This is a genomic window from Caulobacter sp. FWC2, assembly GCF_002742625.1.
GTDB lineage: Bacteria > Pseudomonadota > Alphaproteobacteria > Caulobacterales > Caulobacteraceae > Caulobacter.
Genome location: NZ_PEBF01000001.1, coordinates 4,365,983 through 4,387,006, shown reverse-complemented (window position 1 = coordinate 4,387,006; position 21,024 = coordinate 4,365,983). Strand labels below are relative to the sequence as shown.

The 21,024-nt window shown below is 66.9% G+C and carries 12 protein-coding genes and 2 pseudogenes; 8 read left to right on the top strand and 6 right to left on the bottom strand.

From position 1 onward, the window contains the following. Positions 1-172 precede the first annotated feature (172 nt). Positions 173-931 carry a hypothetical protein gene (locus CSW62_RS20770; protein WP_233206739.1) on the bottom strand — a complete coding sequence of 253 codons (759 nt, stop codon included), beginning with the start codon at positions 929-931 and terminating at the stop codon, positions 173-175. A 172-nt stretch (positions 932-1,103) separates the two neighbouring features. Further along, a pseudogene (locus CSW62_RS20765) lies at positions 1,104-1,350 on the bottom strand (hypothetical protein). Between the two features lie 23 nt (positions 1,351-1,373). Between CSW62_RS20765 and rpsL the strand changes: the two are divergent. From rpsL to CSW62_RS20740, 5 genes are all read left to right on the top strand, one after another. After that, a complete protein-coding gene (rpsL, locus tag CSW62_RS20760; protein WP_004624021.1) occupies positions 1,374-1,745 on the top strand; it encodes a 30S ribosomal protein S12 in 372 nt (123 codons plus the stop codon). 13 nt (positions 1,746-1,758) lie between these two features. Next, positions 1,759-2,232: a 30S ribosomal protein S7 gene (rpsG, locus tag CSW62_RS20755; RefSeq protein WP_047403744.1), complete on the top strand. Its 474-nt coding sequence runs from the start codon at positions 1,759-1,761 to the stop codon at positions 2,230-2,232. 107 nt (positions 2,233-2,339) lie between these two features. Next, entirely contained in the window at positions 2,340-4,418 is a 2,079-nt protein-coding gene (gene fusA, locus CSW62_RS20750) for an elongation factor G (RefSeq protein WP_099581140.1), read from the top strand. A 61-nt stretch (positions 4,419-4,479) separates the two neighbouring features. Then, positions 4,480-5,670, top strand: coding sequence for an elongation factor Tu (gene tuf / locus CSW62_RS20745; RefSeq protein WP_099579569.1), 1,191 nt, complete (start codon positions 4,480-4,482; stop codon positions 5,668-5,670). A gap of 173 nt (positions 5,671-5,843) precedes the next feature. Further along, positions 5,844-6,821 (top strand): sensor histidine kinase, encoded by a 978-nt coding sequence (locus CSW62_RS20740; protein WP_099581138.1) that lies wholly within the window; start codon positions 5,844-5,846, stop codon positions 6,819-6,821. Between the two features lie 159 nt (positions 6,822-6,980). Here the strand turns inward: CSW62_RS20740 and CSW62_RS20735 are convergent, their stop codons facing one another. The 3 genes from CSW62_RS20735 to CSW62_RS20725 are packed head-to-tail and all read right to left on the bottom strand — an operon-like array spanning position 6,981 to position 12,669. Then, a complete protein-coding gene (locus CSW62_RS20735) occupies positions 6,981-10,097 on the bottom strand; it encodes an efflux RND transporter permease subunit (protein WP_099581136.1) in 3,117 nt (1,038 codons plus the stop codon). Further along, on the bottom strand, positions 10,097-11,182 hold the full coding sequence (locus CSW62_RS20730; RefSeq protein WP_099581135.1) for an efflux RND transporter periplasmic adaptor subunit: 1,086 nt from the start codon (positions 11,180-11,182) through the stop codon (positions 10,097-10,099). Before CSW62_RS20730 ends, CSW62_RS20735 begins: the two co-directional genes overlap by 1 nt. Beyond that, positions 11,179-12,669 (bottom strand): efflux transporter outer membrane subunit, encoded by a 1,491-nt coding sequence (locus CSW62_RS20725; RefSeq protein WP_099581133.1) that lies wholly within the window; start codon positions 12,667-12,669, stop codon positions 11,179-11,181. Before CSW62_RS20725 ends, CSW62_RS20730 begins: the two co-directional genes overlap by 4 nt. A gap of 207 nt (positions 12,670-12,876) precedes the next feature. Between CSW62_RS20725 and CSW62_RS20720 the strand changes: the two are divergent. The 3 genes and pseudogenes from CSW62_RS20720 to CSW62_RS20715 all read left to right on the top strand — a co-directional run. Then, positions 12,877-16,210, top strand: a pseudogene (locus CSW62_RS20720) (TonB-dependent receptor); the annotation flags it as partial. Positions 16,211-16,390: 180 nt separating this feature from the next. Then, positions 16,391-17,062 (top strand): hypothetical protein, encoded by a 672-nt coding sequence (locus CSW62_RS26230; RefSeq protein WP_143324436.1) that lies wholly within the window; start codon positions 16,391-16,393, stop codon positions 17,060-17,062. A 109-nt stretch (positions 17,063-17,171) separates the two neighbouring features. Then, positions 17,172-18,836, top strand: coding sequence for a M20/M25/M40 family metallo-hydrolase (locus CSW62_RS20715; protein WP_099581129.1), 1,665 nt, complete (start codon positions 17,172-17,174; stop codon positions 18,834-18,836). An 18-nt stretch (positions 18,837-18,854) separates the two neighbouring features. Here CSW62_RS20715 and CSW62_RS27335 read toward each other — a convergent pair whose 3' ends face one another. Further along, complete coding sequence (locus CSW62_RS27335) at positions 18,855-20,867, bottom strand: calcium-binding protein (protein ID WP_099581127.1); 2,013 nt, start codon at positions 20,865-20,867, stop codon at positions 18,855-18,857. Between the last annotated feature and the right edge of the window lie 157 nt (positions 20,868-21,024).

Below are 21,024 nucleotides of genomic sequence, written 5' to 3'. Positions count from 1 at the left end.
CCGCCGACGGAGCCGTCGACGTGGCCAGGATCAGCGCAGCACAGAGTGAAGCCGAAAAACGCATGATGTCCCCTCACAACCACGGCGCGTCTCTCGAGTCCGCGCGCCAACCTGGCGGGGAGGGTATGCCGGGGGCGTACGGAGGAAACCCCCTTTTTCAGCGCCCTCTACCTCAGCGCTGATCGTTGTCGCGCGAGCGCTCCTTCTCGCGGGCGTCGGCCTTGTCGTAGTCGCGCAGTTGCTTGAGCCGCTGCTGCTGGGCGTTGCGGGTGCGGCCCAGGCCGTCCTGCTCGGCGCCCAGCACGAAGGGGATCTCCTTCATCGTGCCGGGTTGGTCCTTGCTGCGGTGATCGACGCCGGGACCCATCGGCGCTTCGTCGAACTTGCGGGCCAGCTCCTGCATGATCGATTGCGCCTCGAACTCGCGGGCCTTGGCCGCGTTCAGCGGGCCGGCATAGGTCCCGCGCGGCGGGGCGGCGCCGAAGCGCTCGTCGCACTTCTCGCGTTCGCGGCGGTTCAGGCCGACGGCGTCGGCGCTGACGCAGCCCGTGGCGCTGCCCCGCAGGGCCGTGCGCAGGTCGCCGGCGCCTTCGCCCGGCAGCGGCGCGGGGCGGATCGCGGTTCCGGGGCGGGCGATCCCCGTGGCCGGAACCGACAGGGTGGGAACCCCGGCCGGCGCGGGCCGGGCCGGCGCGCGCGCCTGGAGGGACGGGACGGGCGCGGCCGCGGCGGCCGCCGCCGAGGCGGGGGCGGGGCGGGGCTCCGGCCGTGTCTCGGGAACGGGCCGCTGCAGGTCCAGCGTCATCACCGACAGGTCGTCGGCGATCATGGTCTCCAGCAGGGGGCGGGCGGGAATCGCCAGCCAGGCCAGCAGCGCCACGTGCAGCAACAGCGAGCCGACGAGAATCGTCGCCCGGCGTCGGCTGTCCATTCGGCTCCTGACACTGACGCTCACCCGCCCTCCCACATGACGCCCCACCTGGCGCCCTTGACCTCGTCCGCGCTTTTCCCACGTGGTGCGGAAGGCGGGCAAGGCAAGGCGCTCCATCCCGACGCGAAACTGCACAGCCTGCGGTGGCGAAAACTTGACCGCGCGGGGACGCTTAAGGCGGCGTTAACCGGCGCAGGAACAGGCGGTTGACGTTGGCCCCCTTCGCGAGTACATACCGCGCTCTTTTTCGAGGCGGTCGTTCGCGTCCGTTCCGATGAGCTTCCTCTCCTCGTGAGCGGAGAACCCGCCGGTGTGCATCCGCGCCCCGGCGAGTTTCGTGTTTATCGGGTCTCCAAGCGGAGCCTTGAACCAAGAACAACAAAGACAAGGACCTGAAGCGCCCCGGCCGAAAGGCACACGCTTCCATCAGAGCAGAGACTTAATGCCTACCATTAACCAGCTCATCCGTAAGCCGCGCTCCCCGAAGCCGGTCCGGAACAAGGTGCCGGCCCTGAAGGGCTGCCCCCAACGTCGCGGCGTTTGCACGCGCGTCTACACCACGACCCCGAAGAAGCCGAACTCGGCTCTGCGTAAGGTCGCCAAGGTCCGTCTGACCACCGGCATCGAAGCCGTGTGCTACATCCCGGGCGAAGGTCACAACCTGCAGGAGCACTCGGTGGTGCTCATCCGCGGCGGCCGCGTCAAGGATTTGCCCGGCGTCCGTTATCACATCCTGCGCGGCGTCCTCGACACCCAAGGTGTCAAGGATCGTAAGCAGCGTCGTTCGCTCTACGGCGCCAAGCGTCCGAAGTAAGGAATAGAAGAAGATGTCCCGCCGCCGTCGCGCCGAGAAACGCCAAGTCCTGCCGGATCCCAAGTTTGGGGACCTGATTGTCACGAAGTTCATGAACTACGTGATGTACGAGGGCAAAAAAGCCGTCGCCGAAAACATCATCTATGGTGCTTTCGACATCCTGGAATCCAAGCGCAAGGACCAAGGTCCGCTTGAGACCTTCCACTCCGCTCTGGACAACGTCGCCCCGGCGATCGAAGTCCGGTCGCGCCGCGTCGGCGGCGCCACCTACCAAGTGCCGGTTGAAGTCCGTCCGGACCGTCGCCGCGCCCTGGCCATCCGTTGGCTGGTGACCGCCGCGCGCAAGCGTGGTGAGAACACCATGACCGAAAAGCTGGCCGGCGAGCTGCTCGACGCTTCGAACAACCGCGGCACCGCCGTGAAGAAGCGCGAAGACACCCACAAGATGGCTGAAGCCAACCGGGCGTTCTCGCACTATCGCTGGTAAGCTTTTCGCGACCAGCACTCTTTCAGGCGCGGGCGGTTTGCGATAAACCGCCCGCGCCGCACGTTTAAATGTCCCTGCCTCACCGCAGCGCTACGCAGAGCTCCATCATGGCCCGCCAGCATAAAATCGAAGATTACCGTAACTTCGGCATCATGGCGCACATCGACGCCGGTAAGACCACGACGACCGAGCGGATCCTGTATTACACGGGTAAGTCGCACAAGATCGGCGAAGTCCACGATGGCGCGGCCACCATGGACTGGATGGAGCAGGAGCAGGAACGCGGCATCACGATCACGTCGGCCGCGACGACCGCTTTCTGGAACGGCAAGCGCCTGAACATCATCGACACCCCCGGGCACGTCGACTTCACGATTGAAGTCGAACGCAGCTTGCGCGTGCTCGACGGCGCCGTGACGGTGCTGGACGGCAACGCCGGTGTTGAGCCGCAGACGGAAACCGTCTGGCGCCAGGCCGACAAGTACAAGGTTCCGCGCATCGTCTTCGTCAACAAGATGGACAAGATCGGCGCCGACTTCGACAAGTCGGTGGAATCGATCCGTGACCGTCTGGGCGCCAAGGCCGTGCCGATCCAATTCCCGATCGGTTCGGAAACGAACCTTAAGGGCCTCGTGGACCTGGTCCGCATGAAGGCCGTGGTCTGGGACAACGACGCCCTGGGCGCGAACTTCCGCGACGAGGAAATCCCCGCCGACCTGATGGACAAGGCGATCGAAGCCCGCGCCTATCTGGTCGAGAACGCCGTCGAACTCGACGACGAAGCGATGGAAGCCTATCTGGGCGGCGAAGAGCCCTCGGAAGAAGTCATCAAGAAGTGCCTGCGCAAGGCCGTTCTGACCGGCGCCTTCTATCCGATCCTCTGCGGTTCGGCCTTCAAGAACAAGGGCGTGCAGACGCTGCTGGACGCCGTCGTCGACTACCTGCCGTCGCCGCTGGACATCCCGCCGACCAAGGGCATCGACTTCAAGACCGAAGAAGAGATCGTGCGTCACGCCTCGGACGAAGAGCCGCTTTCGGTTCTGGCGTTCAAGATCATGGACGACCCCTTCGTCGGTTCGCTGACCTTCTGCCGCATCTATTCGGGCAAGCTGGAAACCGGCATGTCGCTGCTGAACGCCACGCGCGACAAGCGCGAGCGCGTCGGCCGCATGCTGCTCATGCACTCGAACAACCGCGAAGACATCAAGGAAGCCTTCGCCGGCGACATCGTCGCCCTGGCTGGCCTGAAGGAAACCCGCACGGGTGACACCCTGTGCGATCCGCTGAAGTCGCCGGTCATCCTCGAGCGCATGGAATTCCCGGCGCCCGTCATCGAGATCGCCGTCGAGCCCAAGTCGAAGGCCGACCAGGAAAAGCTGGGCGTCGCCCTGCAGAAGCTGGCCGCCGAAGATCCGTCCTTCACCGTCTCGACCGACCACGAGTCGGGCCAGACGATCCTGAAGGGCATGGGCGAGCTGCACCTCGACATCAAGATCGACATCCTGAAGCGCACCTACAAGGTCGAAGCCAACATCGGCGCGCCGCAGGTCGCCTATCGTGAATCGCTGGGCCGCAAGGTCGACATCGACTACACGCACAAGAAGCAGACCGGTGGTACGGGCCAGTTCGCCCGCGTCATGATCACCTTCGAACCGGGCGAGCCGGGTTCGGGCTTCGTGTTCGAAAACGCGATCGTCGGCGGCGCTGTGCCGAAGGAATACATCCCGGGCGTCCAAAAGGGCCTGGAATCGGTCAAGGACAACGGCCTGCTGGCCGGCTTCCCGCTGATCGACTTCAAGGCGACCCTGACGGACGGCAAGTTCCACGACGTCGACTCGTCGGTCCTGGCCTTCGAAATCGCCTCGCGCGCCGCCTTCAAGGAGCTGCGCGAAAAGGGCGCTCCGAAGCTGCTCGAGCCGATCATGAAGGTCGAGGTCGTGACGCCGGAAGAATACCTGGGCTCGGTCATCGGCGATCTGAACAGCCGCCGTGGCATGATCCAGGGTCAGGACATGCGCGGTAACGCGACTGTCGTGAACGCCTACGTGCCGCTGGCCAACATGTTCGGTTACGTGAACACCCTGCGGGGCATGTCGCAAGGCCGCGCCCAGTTCAGCATGGTCTACGACCACTACGATCCGGTGCCGCAACACGTCGCCGACGAAGTGATCAAGAAGTACGCCTAAACCTAACCCCAGATATTCCCCTTTAATTGCAGGCCCCTCTGGGGTCCCAAGGTAGAGAAAAATGGCCAAGGAAAAGTTCGAACGCACTAAGCCGCACTGCAACATCGGCACCATCGGTCACGTTGACCATGGCAAGACGACGCTGACGGCGGCGATCACGATCACGCTGGCGAAGTCGGGCGGCGCGACCGCCAAGAACTACGCCGACATCGACGCCGCGCCGGAAGAAAAGGCCCGCGGCATCACGATCAACACGGCTCACGTCGAGTATGAGACGGCCAACCGTCACTATGCTCACGTCGACTGCCCCGGCCACGCCGACTACGTGAAGAACATGATCACGGGCGCCGCCCAGATGGACGGCGCGATCCTGGTCGTGTCGGCCGCCGACGGCCCGATGCCGCAGACCCGCGAGCACATCCTGCTGGCCCGTCAGGTTGGCGTTCCGGCGCTGGTCGTGTTCATGAACAAGGTCGACATGGTCGACGACGAAGAGCTGCTGGAGCTCGTCGAAATGGAAGTGCGCGAGCTGCTGAGCAGCTACCAGTTCCCGGGCGACGACATTCCGATCACCAAGGGTTCGGCCCTGGCCGCCGTGGAAAACCGCGACGCCAAGATCGGCGAAGAGGCGATCCTGGCGCTGATGGCTTCGGTCGACGCCTACATCCCGCAGCCGGAACGCCCCGTTGACCTGCCGTTCCTGATGCCGGTCGAAGACGTGTTCTCGATCTCGGGCCGCGGCACGGTCGTGACCGGCCGTATCGAAAAGGGCATCGTGAAGGTCGGCGAAGAAGTCGAAATCGTCGGCATCCGTCCGGTCCAGAAGACGACCTGCACGGGCGTCGAAATGTTCCGCAAGCTGCTGGACCAAGGTCAAGCCGGCGACAACGTGGGCGTGCTGCTGCGCGGCACCAAGCGTGAAGACGTCGAGCGCGGCCAAGTGCTCTGCAAGCCGGGTTCGATCACCCCGCACACGAAGTTCGTGGCCGAGGCCTACATCCTGAACAAGGAAGAAGGCGGCCGTCACACCCCGTTCTTCACCAACTACCGTCCGCAGTTCTACTTCCGCACGACCGATGTCACCGGCATCATCAAGCTGAAGGAAGGCGTGGAAATGATCATGCCGGGCGACAACGCCGAGCTGGACGTCGAGCTGATCACCCCGATCGCCATGGACCAAGGCCTGCGCTTCGCCATCCGCGAAGGCGGCCGCACGGTCGGCGCCGGCGTGGTTGCGAAGATCGTTGAGTAATCGACCGTCTTCAGCACGCGCTGAACTGAACTAAGCGAAGGCCCCGGAGAGCAATCTCCGGGGCCTTTTGCTTGGGCCACAGGGCGATGAGGCCCCTACGTCGGGTCGTCTCGCTTGACGCGCCGCGAGCTTTGTCGCATCCGAGTCCGTCAGCAGGGGGGGACGGCTTGGCGATGGGAGCCTTCATTCGCAGCAAGCCAGCGGGCTATGGGATCGCGGTGCTCGCGGCCCTGGCGGCGTGGGCGCTGCGCCTGATGCTGAACGACTGGTTCCCGCCCGGCTTTCCGTATCTGACCTTCTTTCCGGCCGTGGTCATCACCGCCTATTTCGCGGGCCTGCGGCCGGCGATCCTGTGCGCGGTCCTGTCCGGCGTGGCGGCCTGGTACTATTTCATCCCGCCTTACCGTACGTTCCACATCAACTTTTCGACCAGCGTCGCCCTGGCGTTCTACGCCTTCGTCGTGGTGATCGACATCTTCTTCATCGACGGCATGCGCCGGGCGCTGCGCCTTCTGGAGGAGGAGCGGGCGCGCTACGCCGCCTTGGCCGAGAGCCGGGACCTGCTGTATCGCGAGCTGCACCATCGGGTCAGCAACAACATCCAGGTCGTGGGTTCGCTGCTGCGGCTGCAGGCCGCCGGCATGGCCGACGAGGACGCCCGCCACGCCCTGAACGAGGCCGGCGGTCGGATCGCCCTGATCGCCAGCATCCAGCGCGAACTGCACAACGCCGTCGGCGAACCCGCGCCCTTCCGCGCCTTCGCCGAGGGTGTCCTGAACGAGGCCTCGCAGGCGGCCGGCGCGAGGGTCCTCCTGACCATCGACGGCGGCGACCAGCCCCTGCACCCCGACCAGGCCACGCCCGTCACCCTGGTCATGCTGGAGAGCTTCAACAACGCGCTCGAGCACGGCTTCGGGGAAGCTCGCTCGGGCCAGGTGCGCGTCGATCTCGACCAGTCCGGTGAGACTCACGTCCTGACGGTCCGCGACGACGGCGCTGGCCCCCCCGACGGCTTCGATCCGACCCAATCCAAGAGTCTCGGCCTGCGCATCGTCCGCGCCATGGCCCAGCAGCTGAACGGCAAGTTCGAGATGACGCGCGAGGGGGCGTGGACCGTCTGCCGCCTGAGCTACGCGCCGAGGGCGGAGTAGGCGGCGCGGGCCTCTCCTCCCCCTCTTGGGGGAGGTGGATCGCTGCGGATACGCGGCGAGACGGAGGGGGTTGGCGCAGGCCTCAATAGCGCGGCGCTGTCCCCCTCCACCGCCGTTCGGCGGTCCCCCTCCCCAAAGGGGGAGGAGAGGACGCGCCGCTTAGTGGCCCTCAGCCGCCTCACGCGGCGTGATCATCCGGCCGAGCTTGGGCTTCAGCCACATCTCGATGTCGTCGACGATCTCGTAGACCACCGGCACCAGCACCAGCGACAGCACGGTCGAGGTGATCAGGCCGCCGATCACAGCCACGGCCATGGGCTGGCGGAATTCCGAGCCGGTGCCGATGCCCATGGCGGTCGGCAACATGCCGGCCATCATGGCCAGGGTGGTCATGACGATCGGGCGCGCGCGCTCGTGACAGGCGTCGAGAATGGCCTCGCGCTGGGTCATGCCGTCGCGCTCCTGCTCGATGGCGTACTCGACCAGCAGGATCGAGTTCTTGGCCGCCAGGCCCATCAGCATCAGGAAGCCGATCAGCGACGGCATCGACAGCGACTGGCCGGTGATCAGCAGGGCGAAGAACGCGCCGCCGATCGCCAGGGGCAGGGCCGACAGGATGGTGATCGGCTTGAAGAAGCTGCGGAACAGCAGGATCAGCACGCCGAACACCAGGCCCACCGCCGACAGCAGCGCCACCGCGAAGCCGGTGAACAGCTCGACGAACGCTTCCTGGTCACCGGCAGAGGCGGGGCCTACGCCGTCGGGCAGCTTCGCCATGGTCGGCAGCTTGGCGACGTCCGTCATGGCCTGGCCCAGCTGGGCGCCATTGTTCAGGTCGGCCTCGATGGTCACCTGCCGCTTGCGGGCGAAGCGGTCGATCTTGGCGGGACCGGCCTGGAACGACAGGTCGGCCACGGTGTCGAGCCGCGTCGTGCCGCCGTTGGCGGTCGGCACGCGCAGGGCGCCCAGGGCGTCGAGGTCGCGGCGGCTGTCGGCCGGCAGGCGCACGCGGATCGGGATCCGCCGTTCGCCCTGGGTCATCTTGGCGACATTGGCGTCGATGTCGCCGACCGTGGCCACGCGGGCGATGGCGGCGATGTCGGCCGAGTTCACCCCGAGGCGCGCGGCCTCGTCGGCCTTGGGCCGGATCAGGATCTCAGGACCGCTGGGCGGCGAGGAGGGACGCGGATCGGCGACCGTGGAGAGCTTCTGCATCTCCTTCTCGATCTGGGCTGCGGTGCGTTCCAGCAGCGGGCCGTCCTCGGCGATCAGGATGGTCTGGACCTCGGACGTGCCCCAGTCGCCCAGCAGGTTGACGCGGGCGTCGGGGATGTCGTGCAGGCTGCTCCGCACCGCCTGCTTGATCTCGGTGACCGTCTGCTCGCGATCGCCGTTCAGCACGATGGTGATGGTGGCGTCGCGGATGTCGGCGCCGCTCTGGCCGCCCCAGCCGCTGCCGATGTTCGAACCGACCTGGGCGAAGACGTGGGCCACTTCCGGGCGCTTGCGGAACAGGGTCGTCACCGACTGCACCGTGCGCTCCATGTCGGCGACGGTCGCGCCGGGCGGACCCTGGACCTTGAGATAATAGTAGTTGTTGTTGGCGGCCGGCTGGAAGGCCGTGGGCAACAGGCCAGCCAGCATGATCGAGCCGATGAAGATCAGGCCGCCGATGACGCAGGCCAGGATCCGGTGGTCCAGCGACCAGTCCAGTACGCGGCGATAGAAGCCGCTGAACTCCTTGCGCGGGTGCGGGTTCTTGGCGGGCTTGAGGAAATAGGCGGCCAGCAGCGGCGTCAGCAGGCGGGCCACGACCAGCGAGAACAGCACGGCCACGGCCACCGTCAGGCCGAACTCCTTGAAAAACTGGCCGGGCGTGCCGGGCATGTAGGACACCGGCACGAACACCGCGACGATGGTGAAGGTGGTGGCCACGACCGCCAGGCCGATGGCGTCGGCGCCCTCGATGGCGGCCTGGAACGGACGTTGTCCGCGCGCCACGCGTTTTTCGATGTTCTCGATCTCGACCACGGCGTCGTCGACCAGGATGCCGATGACCAGGGTCAGGGCCAGCAGGGTCACGACATTCAGCGAGAAGCCCATGATCGCCATGAAGGCGAAGGTGGGCACCAGCGACACCGGCATGGCGATGGCGGTGATTAGGGTGGCGCGCCACTCGCGCAGGAACAGGAACACCACCAGCGAGGCCAGCAGCATGCCTTCCAGCAGGGTGTGCTCGGTGGCCGCGAAGCTGGCGCGGGTCTCGTCGACGGTCGAGAAGATCTTCACGAACGACACGCCGGCCTGCTTCGTCGCGAGGGCGTCGATGGCCTTCTTGACGTTGTCCTCGACGGCGACGTCGCTGCTGTCGCGGGTCTTCATCACCTGGAAGGCGACGACGGGGCGGCCGTCCAGGCGGGCGAAGCCGCGCTGCTCTTCGGCGCCCTGGCCGACCTGGGCGACGTCGGTCAGCTTCACATAGCGGCCGCCGGCGATCGGGATGGTGATCTGGCGCAGTTGCTCGACCGTGGTCGCCGCGCCCAGCACCCGCAGGGTCTGCTCGCGACCGCCGACATTGGCGCGACCGCCGGGGGCGTCGACGCTGAAGCTGGCCAGGGCCTGGTTCAGCTGCGGCGCGGTGATCCCGAACGAGGCCATGCGGTCGGGATCGAGGATGACATTGATCTCGCGATCGACGCCGCCGACGCGGGCAACCTGGGCCACGCCTTTTTCGCCCTGCAGGGCGCGGGTGACGGTGTCGTCGATGAACCACGACAGCTCGGTCGCGCTCATGTTCGGGGCCGAGACGGCGTAGGTGATGATCGGGGCGCTGGTGATCTCCAGCCGCTGGACGATCGGTTCGTCCACCTCGCGCGGCAGCAGCGAGCGGGTCTGGTCGACCTTGGAACGCACCTCGTCGGTGACCTTCTGCAGGTCCTCGCCGAGGTTGAACTCGATCGTCGTGGTCGAGGCGCCCTGCACCACCGACGAGCGGATGGTCTTGACGTTGGAGATGCTGGCCACCGCGTCCTCGATGGGGCGGGTGACCTGGGTCTCCATCTCCCCGGGCGCGGCGCCGCTCTGGGTCACCGTCACGGTCACGGCCGGGAACTCGACGTTCGGGAACTGCTTGATCGGCAGGCCCAGATAGCAGCCGATGCCGGCGATCATCAGGGCGATGAACACCACCGCCACCGGGATCGGGTTGCGGATCGCCCAGGCGGAGATCCGCAGCTCGCCGGTCTTGTGCTCCGGAGGCTTCTGCTGGCTAGCCATCAGCGGGCGGCCTGCGGATTCGGGCGCACCACGTCGCCGTCGGTCACGAAGGACGCGCCGCCCAGGACGACGCGGGTTCCGGCCGGCGGACCCTGGACCAGCTGAGCCCAGCCGCCGCCCTTTCGGCCGACCTTCACGCCGACCATGTGGGCGCGATTGTTGCTGTCGACCGTCATCACGAACAGGCCGTCGGCCTCATAGCGGATGGCCGATTCCGGGATGGCGGTGACCGCCGCGCCCGAGGCCCCGAAGGTGGCGCGACCGAAGCCGCCGGGACGCAGGTCCGGACGCACGGGAAGGCGCACGCGCACCTTGCCCAGGCGGCTGCCGCTATCGACGCGCGGGCTGATCAGGCGCACCACGCCCGAGATCGACTGGCCGCCGGGCAGGGACACTTGAGCCGCCTGGCCTTCGCGGATGCCGGCCAGGTCGGCCTCGTTGACCTCGGCGTCCAGCTCGACCAGGCCGTCGCGAGCGATGGTGAACCACGGCGTCGCGCCGCCGCCGGCGATCTGGCCCGGCTGCACGCCGCGCGACAGCACCCGGCCGCTGACCGGCGAGGTGATGGTCATGCGCGCGGCGCGGGTGCGCAGCTCCTTCAGCGCCGCCTCTTGCGCCTTGGCCTGATAGCGGCGGGTCTCGATCTGCTCCTGGGACAGGATGCCTTGGCCGTCGAGGCCGTCGACGCGCTTGGCCTCGGCCTGGGACTGGGCGGTGACGGCCGCCTGCTGCTCGACCTGGGCCCGCAGCAGGGTGTCGTCCAGCTGAACCAGGGGCTGGCCGGCGCGGACCCAGTCGCCCTCGTCGGCATAGAGCCGCGCGACGCGGTAGCCGGTCAGCTCCGAGCCGACGGCGGCTTCCTCGCGCGAGACCAGCAGGCCCGAGGCCTCGACCCCGCCGCCCAGCGGCCGGGTCTCGACGCTGCCGATGCTGACCGTGCGGGCCTGGGCGGAGGAGGAGGCGGCGGCGGCGGTCTTTGCGGGGGCTTCCTTGTCCTTCTTGCCGCCACAGGCGGTGAGGGCCACGGCGCTGCAGACCAGGGCGGTGGCGATCAGGTGACGGGTCGTCATCGGGGTGGGTCTCATTGCGCGGAGGGCTTATTGGGAACGGCTTGCGGCGACCAGCCGCCGCCGAGCGCCTTGTAGGTCTGAACGGCGCGTTGCAGCGCCTGGGTCTGGGCCCCGGTCAGGGCCGTGCGGGCCCCGCGCCAGGACTGCTCGGCCTGCAAGGCCGTGGTCAGGTCGGTCAGGCCCATGGCGTAGCCCTTGCGACTGGCCTCATAGGCCACGGCGGCGCGGCGCTCGCCGGCGGCCAGCAGGGTCACGCGGCGCTCGTCGGCCTCCTGCTGCACCAGGGCGCTTTCGGTCTCGCCAAAGGCCCTCTGCACGGTCTGTTCGTAGGTCACGGCGGCCTGTTCCACCTGGGCGCCGCTGACCTTGATGTCGGACATCAGCTTGGGGATGTTCAGCACCGGGATCGACAGGTTCGCCCCCAGGGTCCAGGCCGAACTGGTGGTCGAGACGGCCGAGCCGGTCTGCAGGAAGCTGGGATTGATCGACTTGGAGATCCCGAGGCTGGGCGTCAGGGTCAGGGTCGGGAACAGGGCCAGCTCGCTGATGTTCAGATTGCCCGAGGCCGAGGCCAGGCGGGCGGCGGCTTCGCGGATGTCGGGGCGGCGGGCCAGCAGTTCGGCCGGGGCGGCGGCCGGGACCGGCGGGGCCTTGGCCAGGATCGGCTCGACCGGCAGGCTGGCGAGCGGATCGACGCCCTTGCCGACCAGGATCAGCAGGCTGCGGCGCGAGGCCTGCAGTTGGGCCTCCAGGGCGGCCGCCTGGGCCTGGGCCTGGGCGAGGTCGGCGGCGGTGCGGTCGCCTTCCGAGGTGGCGGACAGGCCTCGGCGGCCCCGTTCGTCCGAGACCTTGTAGAGGCTCTCGGCGATGCGGGCGTTCTGGCGGGCGTCTTCCAGCTGCACGGCGTAGCCGCGCGCCTCGAAATAGCTTTGGGCGACATTGGCGGCGAGGGCGGCGCGCGAGCCTTCGTAGGCGAAGCGGGCGGCGGCCAGGTCGTTGTCGACCACGCGGCGGGCGGCGCCGCGACGGCCGATCAGGTCCAGCTCCCACGAGACGTCGAAATCGGCCGAATAGGTCTTGCTGATCCCGCCCTGGGTGAAGCCGCCGGCGCCGCTCTGGTCGATGATGTTGGTGTCGGTGCGCTTGGCCGAGCCGGTCAGCGGCGTCTGCGGGATGTAGATCTGGCGGATCTGGCCCTGACGGACGGCGCGGGCCTCTTCCAGGCGAGCGGCGGCGAGGCGGGCGTCGGGAGCCTGGGCCAGGGCGGTCGTGATCAGATCGTTCAAGACCGGATCGTTGAAGGCGGTCCACCATTGATCCAGGGCCTGCGACGCCAGCGGCGATCCGGCCGGCGCTTCGAAGGCGGACGGCAGCTTCACGTCGACCTGACGCGCGGGCGTGGTGCAGGCCGACAGACCCGCGCCGACCAGCGCGGCCGTCGAGGCGAGCAGAATGAAAGGCCGGCCTGGACGCCCGGAAGCGCCGGTCTTGGCGAAACGCATAGAGTTCGAACCCGGTTGTTCTCGCCTCGCGGGCGGGACTTGGCGACCAATGGTTTCCCACTTAGGCGCCCCGGCGCCGATGGGAAACCCCCACGCAAACAGTTTAGCGAAGCTTATGTTGCGACGCACGCTTCATCACGCGCTTGCGCGCCCATACCCATAGCCGGTGCGGCGTCTCGACGCGCCAAGTATGTCCTTCGAGAAGGGCGGTTGACGCGAGGCAAAAACATACCGCATCCTTGAAACAGGTGTTCGACCTCATTCGTCGGCATTCGCGTCGGTTACCCAATCGGCGCAGTACGCGTGGCTTTTCAAGCGTCCGGCCCCGGGGGAACCAAGGCTTGTCGGCTCCAGAAGGCGCATCGCCAAGTTTCGAAAAAGAACGCTCTTCGCGGCGCGCCAGCCTTGGCGTGCGTGCGGTCGCGTGCGCCGACCTCGGGAGACAACCGCCCAGCTAAACGACCCCACTACCCACCAGGGCTCCGCGCAGACGGTCGGCCCATCAAAGAACAATCGAGGGAGGGAAACCATGAGACGAACCAGCTTCCTGCGCGGGGGCTCCTGCCTCGCGCTGGCCATCGCCCTATCCGGCGGCATGGCGGGCGCGGCGGCGGCCCAGCAGAAACCCAACGACGCGCCGACCGAGGTCGAGGAAGTCGTCGTCACCGGCTCGTTCATCCGGGGAACGCCCGAGGACGCCGCCCTGCCGGTCGACGTCGTGAGCGCCGAGGAGCTCCAGAAGCGCGGCTCGCCCTCGACGGTCGAGCTGCTGAAGGCCCTGTCGATCTCGAACGGCGTGCTGGGCGACACCAACCAGTTCGACAGCCGGGCCCAGGGCTCGGAGGGCTCGGGTTCGGTCAACCTGCGCGGCCTGGGCTCGCAGCGCACCCTGGTGCTGCTGAACGGCCGCCGCCTGGCGATCAACCCGTTCGGCCAGGCCGGGGCGGGCATCGTCGACACCAACATCATTCCCGCCGCCGCCATCGGCCGCCTGGAAGTGCTGAAGGACGGCGCCGCGGCGACCTACGGCTCCGACGCCATCGCCGGTGTCGTCAACTTCATCACCAAGAAGAACTTCAACGGCCTGGAAGCGGCCGCCGACTACCGCCACATCAGCGGCTCGAAGGGCGACTACGGCGGCAGCCTGACCTGGGGCCAGACCTGGGACAATGGCAACGTCCTGGCCAGCGTGGGCTGGCAGCACCGGTCCAAGCTGTCGGTCGCCGACCGCGACTGGGCCAACCGGTCCTACCTCAGCAACCCCGAGGCGGGCTGGTCGGCGGCGGGCAATCCCTCGACCTTCATCCCCCTGGCTAGCAGCACCAACGCGATGCGTGACCCGGGCTGCTCGGGCCTGGGCGGCTTCGCGGGCTTCAGCGGTCTGACGCCGGTCTGCTACTGGCACTACACGCCGTTCGACAACGTCGTGGAGAAGTCCAACGCGGTTCAGGCCTATGCCGAGGTCAATACCGACCTGTCGGCCAAGACCAAGTTCCACGCCGAGGTGCTGTATTCCCACACCGACGTGCCCGAGTGGAACACCTCGCCGTCCTACGCCGCCCTGGCCGTGCCGACCGCTGAAGTGGCGCCGATCGCGGCCCTGGCCGGCCGCTATTTCGTGCCCGCCACCAATCCGGGGCTGGCGGCCTTCATCGCCGCCAATCCGACGGTGCAGCTGAACAGCCTGGCGACGGGGGCGGTCACCACCGTTCCGGGCGCCATCTTCGCCGGCGGGGCGCTGGACGTGGCCAACCGGCCGTTCGGTATCGGCGGCAATCCGAAGTTCGGCTACGGCCCCTCGATCGGCGCGCGGTCGTTCGACGCCTTCCGCGTTTCGGGCGACCTGTCGGGTGAGTTCGAGAACGGCATCGGCTGGGACATCGCCCTGACCTACTCGCAGGAAGTCGGCATCCGCACTGGCTATGACACCCTGGTCAACCGCTTCGCCCTGGCCCTGCAAGGCCTTGGCGGTCCGCTGTGCGACACCAGCCCCAGCACGCCCGGCATCCAGGGCACGCCGGGCGTCGGCGGCTGCATGTATTACAACCCCTTCTCCAGCGCGATCCCGTCCAACGTCATCACCGGCACGGCCAATCCGGGCTACAACGCCACGCTGCAGAACAACAAGGACCTGGTCGACTGGTTCTTCAAGAAGCTGTCGACCAAGCAGTCCTCGCGCCTGTTCGTCGGCGAGGCGGTGCTGAACGGCAAGACCAACATCACCCTGTCGGGCGGCGACGTGGCTTGGGCGGCCGGCGTCCAGTATCGCCGCACCTACTTCAAGGCCGACTACAACGACATCAGCAACGCCGCGATCAATCCGTGCGTGAACACCCCCGACTTCGGGGTGACCACCTGCACCGGCTCGGCCCGCAACGGCCCGTTCATGTTCCTGGGCGTCGGCAACGAGGCCGATAACCAGAGCGACGTGATGGCCGGCTTCGGCGAGCTGTCGATCCCGATCACCGAGGACTTCCAGGCCCAACTGGCGGCCCGCTACGAGAAGTACGGCAACGGCATCGGCTCGACCTTCAACCCCAAGGCCTCGCTGCGCTGGCAGGCCCTGCCGTGGCTGGCGTTCCGCGCCTCGGCCGGCTCGACCTTCCGCGGTCCGCCGGATCCGCTGACCACCACCACCTCGGTGACCTCGCTGCAGGGCATACTGGGCGTGTTCCGGGCCGTCGACATCTTCGGCAACCCGAACCTGAAGCCGGAAAAGGCCAAGACCTACAACTTCGGCACGCTGTTCAAGGCCGGGGATTTCAAGGCCAGCGTCGACTACTTCTACTTCGACTTCAAAAACCCGATCGTCGCCGAGCCGGTGGCGGGCATGGTCGCCTCGCTCTATCCGAACGGCGCGGCCGGGGCGAACAACTGCGCTGACCCGGCCTATGCGGGCCTGGTTTCGCGCTTCACCTTCAATGGCGCCTGCGGGACCCCGACCACCAGCATCGCCCGCCTGCGCACCGCCTATATCAACGGCGCGCCGGTGAAGAACGCCGGCTTCGACTTCTCGGCCGACTACCGGTTCCGGGACGTGGTCGGCGGCGACCTGACCCTGGGCGGCAACGCCACCTACATCCAGAAGTACAAGGTCGGCGCCACCGTGGTGGAAGGCATCACGGTCGAAAAGGCCTTCGACGCCGTGGGCCTGCTGAACTACCAGACCACGGTCGTGCCGATCCCCAAGTGGAAGGGCGACGTCTTCGCCGAATGGAACATGGGCCCGCATAACCTGCGGCTGTCGGTCCACTACATCGGGTCCTACACCGACCAGCGCACCGCCCCGTTCGCGACCAACGCCTACAAGGACACCACCGGCGCGGGCGTTACGGTCAGCGAAGGCAAGACGATCAAGAAGCAGGTCCTCACGGATCTCGCCTACCGAGTCTTCCTGCCCTGGGACACGACGGCGACCCTGGCGATCACCAACCTGTTCGACAAGGACCCGTCCTACGCCCGCCTCGACCTGGGCTACGACCCGTTCACCGGCGACCCGCTGGGCCGCACCTACAAGGTCGGTCTGCGCAAGAAGTTCTAGGTCCTAGCGAACTCCCTCGAGCACGTGGGTAACTTGCGGCGCGCCCTTCGCGGGGCGCGCCGATTTCTTGTGGTCGCGATTGAGAGGTAATTTAACACGTCGATCTGTCGTGTTAGAAATTTCGCGTTTTTCAAACATGTGAGCGACGATAAGAAGTCTAGAGGGCAGACGGCGAAATAAATGGCACCGCACCCACTAGCCCCAGATTTCGAAGCTCTAAGCTGGCTGTGGAGTGCTCTGGACCGAGAGCATCGGCTAAGTCAGCTAGGCTGGTTGCCGCATGGCTCTACCCCATGGCGGATCATCGAAAAGCTGCCGGAAGCAGAAGTTTCGGCCGTTATGGCGCGCTTTTGCTGCGAGAACTGGTCAATCATCCGTCGATTTTTTGAGGAGTCGATCGATAAGTGCGAAGTTGATAGCGAGGCGAAAGCCACGTTTCGTGAGGCGTTAGAAGCTCATGAGATTGGTCTCTACCGGACTGTTCCGCGCAGGCTGTTCCCTGAAATCGAAAGGGTTTCAAGAATAGAATTTCCTGATGCTCCGCCAAGGAGCTTCGCAAGCCAGAGGGAACTTAGGGCCTGGCTGGGACACCTTCTTCCTCGCGATGTTGCTCCGCCTGGAATGGTTGGATGGGAGTTATCCAAGCGCCTGATGAGGCAGCTCTACAAAAACGCCGAAGATTCAGTGTCGTTAGATTCGATGCGGTTGGATCCAGTACCAAATCGACATGCTGCAATACATGGGTTGATTTCATACTCAACATTGCAGAGTAGCTTCAATGCACTGGTGATGACCGATTTCGCGTTTCAGGTCATCTGTGTCGTAAAGGAAAGGCGCAGACGTAAGGCATAGCTACGTCTTTGCGCTTGCCGCAGGTTCATCGCGTCGAGGCGGGCGGTTTGCTTGTGGGTGGACCTACGATCACGCTACCAATCGTCACCCGTCGATCGAAGGTCCGTCCATGTCCAAAGCCGCTCTCCTCGCCCTGGCCTCGGGCCTGATCCTCGCCAGCGCCGCGGCCGCGCAAGACAGCGGGCCGATCGATCCGGCGCGGCTGTCGGACATCACGCGGGAGCTCGCCTCCGACCGCTTCGCCGGGCGCGCGCCGGGCGGGGAGGGCGAGGCGCCGACGATCGAGTACATCAGCGCCCAGTTCAAGGCGCTGGGCCTGGAGCCGGCCGGCGACAACGGCGCCTGGACGCAAAAGGTGGCGCTAGTCCGTACACGGATCAATGGCCAGGCGACCCTGACGGTAGCGACCAAGACCGGCCCTGTGACCCTGAACCAGGGCGAGCAGTCGCAGGTCATGACCCTGCGCCCCGTCGACAGGGTCAGGATCGACAAGGCTCCGCTGGTCTTCGTCGGCTACGGCGTCGCCGCGCCGGAGCGGGCTTGGGACGACTTCAAGGGCGTCGACCTGAAGGGAAAGATCGCCGTCTTCCTGATCGGCGACCCGGACCTGGAGGCCGCGCCGGGCGAGCCCGTGGCCGGCAAGTTCGGCGGCTCGGCCGCCACCTACTACGCCCGCTGGACCTACAAGTACGAGGAGGCCGTGCGGCGCGGGGCGATCGGCGCCTTGATCGTCCACGAGAGCATGGGCGCCGGCTATGGCTGGACGACGGTCAAGGCCTCGAACGGCGAGGGCTACGACATCGTCCGGGCAGACCCCGCCAAGGACAAGCTGCTGCTGCAAGGCTGGATCCAGCGCGACGTGGCGGTCGATCTGTTCAAGCGTTCGGGCCTGGATTTCGAGGCGCTGAAACGCATCGCCCGCACCCCTGCTTTCAAGCCGGTGGTCCTGGCCGGCGCCAGCCTGTCAGCCGACTACGCCGTCAGCCACCAGGCGATGGACAGCGCCAATGTCCTGGCGCGCCTGCCGGGCGCCAAGCATCCGGACGAGACGGTGGTCTACGCCGCCCACTGGGACGCTTACGGCGTCGGCGCGCCGGATGCGCAGGGCAATACCATCCGCAGGGGCGCGGCCGACGACGCCATCGGCGTGGCCGCGGTGATCGAGGCGGCCCGCGCCTTCACCCAGGGCCCGCGCCCGGAGCGCTCGATCCTGTTCGCCGCCTGGACCGCCGAGGAGCGCGGCCTGCTGGGCTCGGAATACTACGCCAACCACCCGACCGCGCCGCTGGGCAAGACGGTGGCCAACTACACCTTCGACGTGCTGCAGACCGTGGGGCCGGCGCGCGACGTGGTGCTGGTGGGCGCGGGCCAGAACGCGCTGGAGGACGGCCTCGCCGCCCAGGCCGCCAGGCAGGGCCGGACCATCACCCCGGACGCCAAGCCCGAGCGGGCGCTATTCTACCGCGCCGACCACTTCTCGCTGGCCCGTCGCGGCGTGCCGGTGCTGCTGCTGATGGGGCTGGGCGGCGGGGCGGACCTGATCAAGGGCGGCCGCGCCGCCGGCGACGCCTGGGTCGCCGACTACACCAGCCGCTGCTACCACCAGCCCTGCGACGCCTGGAGCCCCGACTGGGACCTGCGCGGCGCCGCCCAGGACGTCGCCCTGACCTTTGAAGCCGGCAAGGCCCTGGCCAATTCCCGCGACTGGCCAGACTGGAAGGCGGGGTCGGAGTTCAAAGCGATCCGCGCCGAGACGGCGGGGGAGCGGAAGTAGGGGGGCTCCTCGGGTGGGCTACCCCCCGAAGATGAAGTCGGCCCTGTAGTAGCCCTTGGCCGGATCGATGATATCGACCGCGAACGGGGCCGAACCATCCGACAGATCGGCGAGCCAGGCGTCGTTGGACCGGGCCATCACGCCGACATGCTCCGTCGCGCCGGCCGCCAGCAGGAAACCCACCATGGCGGCCTTGGTGCCAATTCCGCTGGGACCGTCACCGCCGTAATAGGCCAGGTAGTCGACGCGCGTGTCGATCAGGCTGTGAACCTTGGCGTCGGTCGGCGTCCCGCCGAAGATCGTCCTGTAGGCTTCCTTGGTGGCGTCGAAGAGACTGAGCGCGCCGTACTTGGCCTCGAACGCCGCCCGGCCCTCGCCGTTCTTGCCCAGGTTCATCGCGAAGTTGATGTAGCGATTCACGGCGTCGAACGGGGCGTAATAGGCGCTGTTGAGGTTGTTGGCGTTGCCGCCGGCTGTCGACACCAGGAAGTCGACGCCGACCTGGGTCGGGATCTTTCCCGTGAAAAACTCGTAGCTGAGGGTCGCCACCGAGGTCGTCGAGATCGCGGCCTTGGTCAGGGCCGCATCCAGGGCCGTTGGGCTCATCTGACCCGTCGACACCTTGGGATACAGGTCGGCGAGCAGGGCCTGGGCCGCGGTCTCGTCCGGCCGGGCGCGCAGGACGCTGGCGACAGCCAGGCCAAGGCTCTGGGTCCCCAGGGTCAGGGTCTTGTCCGCGAAGGCGGCGAACTCGACGTTGCGCAGCGTGTCGACCTCGGTCGTGTGACCCGTCCGCAGGTCGGCGATCTTCCAGCCGGTCTCGTCGATCGTGATCTTGAACGACGAGGCCTTGTCGGCGTAGCGGGCCGTGTCGACCCCCGCGCCGCCGTCGATCACGTCGGATCCTTCGCCGCCGGTGATCACGTCGTCCCCGCCGCCGCCGCTCAATGTGTCGGCGCCGGTTCCGCCGGTCAGCGTATCCGCCAGGGCGCCGCCCGTGATGACGCCGGAGCCGACGATCTCATAGACGCCCAGGCCTGTGATGTTGACGAACTGGGCCGGCTGGACACCCAGGATATTGGCCAGGCGGAGGTGGTCGACACCGTCCAGCAACGCCACAGCGATGGGGCTGTGCGCCCCCGCCGCGCCGTCGTCGTCCCAGTAGAGGATGTGACTGCGCCCGTCGAAGGTCAGCAGGCCGGCGGATACGGCGGGCAAGGCGCCGCCCTGCAGGTCGGTGATCTGCAGCGTGTCCTGCGTGGGGTCGAAATCGGCCACCCAGTCGATACTGCCGTCCAGCCCGAACACGAAGCGATCGGCGCCGGCGCCGCCGGTCAGAACGTCGAAGCCGAAGCCGCCCGTGAGCGTGTCATTGCCCGCACCGGCCGAGACGCGATCCGGACCCGTCGAGCCAACCAGCTTGTCGTCGCCGGCCGTTCCCTCCAGGGTCTTGACGATGGCGGTACTGGTGATCATGGCGTCAAGGCCCATCAACCACTGGTCAACCGTCCCGTCGGCGCGGGTCGTCGTCTGGGCAATGATCGTCCCCAGGTCGTGAAAATCACCGGTCCCGGGGCTGGCGAGTTGGGCCAGTAGCTTGCCGTTGGCGTCGTAGAACCAGCTGCTCCAGTCCTGCTGAACGATCACCCCGCCGTTGATCAGAGGGATAAGGTGAGGCGCTGTCGGAAGGTCGACCGCATAGTCATAGCCGAAGGTCTTGATCAGCTGGCCGCTGGAGTTGAAGACGGCGCCGGACTGGATGCTGAAAACTGGCGAATATGACGCTTGGCGGGTGTCGCCGATGTAGACGATGTGGAAGCCGCCGAACGGCGAGGCCGCCAGGTCATACCCCTTGATGGTCGCGAAGCGGCCGGTGATAGGATCCGAGAACGCTCGGCCAACAACCACACGCTCACCGACCGGTTGCCGATTGGCGTCATATAGCTGGACGGAAAGCTCTATGCTGGGGCTACCGTTGAACGTCTGGGATCGCTCACTGGCGATCACATAGCCGCCGCCAACCAGCGGCACGAATGCTCCTAGTGTGTAACCCATACTCAATCCGCAATCGAAAGGCGCGACCTAGCGTCAGACCGACCTTAAGGTTGAGCTTAAGGCGCGTCCATCGGTTTCCCGGGTGCGGCCGTGATCGGTTTCTTGCTGGGCGAGGCAAGCGCGGGGATCGGGG

What these genes read in the sequence shown, in the direction of transcription:
- CSW62_RS20770 (WP_233206739.1), bottom strand. Translation starts at nt 931, where the DNA reads ATGGACAGCCGACGCCGGGCGACGATTCTCGTCGGCTCGCTGTTGCTG.
- rpsL (WP_004624021.1), top strand. Translation starts at nt 1,374, where the DNA reads ATGCCTACCATTAACCAGCTCATCCGTAAGCCGCGCTCCCCGAAGCCG.
- rpsG (WP_047403744.1), top strand. Translation starts at nt 1,759, where the DNA reads ATGTCCCGCCGCCGTCGCGCCGAGAAACGCCAAGTCCTGCCGGATCCC.
- fusA (WP_099581140.1), top strand. Translation starts at nt 2,340, where the DNA reads ATGGCCCGCCAGCATAAAATCGAAGATTACCGTAACTTCGGCATCATG.
- tuf (WP_099579569.1), top strand. Translation starts at nt 4,480, where the DNA reads ATGGCCAAGGAAAAGTTCGAACGCACTAAGCCGCACTGCAACATCGGC.
- CSW62_RS20740 (WP_099581138.1), top strand. Translation starts at nt 5,844, where the DNA reads ATGGGAGCCTTCATTCGCAGCAAGCCAGCGGGCTATGGGATCGCGGTG.
- CSW62_RS20735 (WP_099581136.1), bottom strand. Translation starts at nt 10,097, where the DNA reads ATGGCTAGCCAGCAGAAGCCTCCGGAGCACAAGACCGGCGAGCTGCGG.
- CSW62_RS20730 (WP_099581135.1), bottom strand. Translation starts at nt 11,182, where the DNA reads ATGAGACCCACCCCGATGACGACCCGTCACCTGATCGCCACCGCCCTG.
- CSW62_RS20725 (WP_099581133.1), bottom strand. Translation starts at nt 12,669, where the DNA reads ATGCGTTTCGCCAAGACCGGCGCTTCCGGGCGTCCAGGCCGGCCTTTC.
- CSW62_RS26230 (WP_143324436.1), top strand. Translation starts at nt 16,391, where the DNA reads ATGGCACCGCACCCACTAGCCCCAGATTTCGAAGCTCTAAGCTGGCTG.
- CSW62_RS20715 (WP_099581129.1), top strand. Translation starts at nt 17,172, where the DNA reads ATGTCCAAAGCCGCTCTCCTCGCCCTGGCCTCGGGCCTGATCCTCGCC.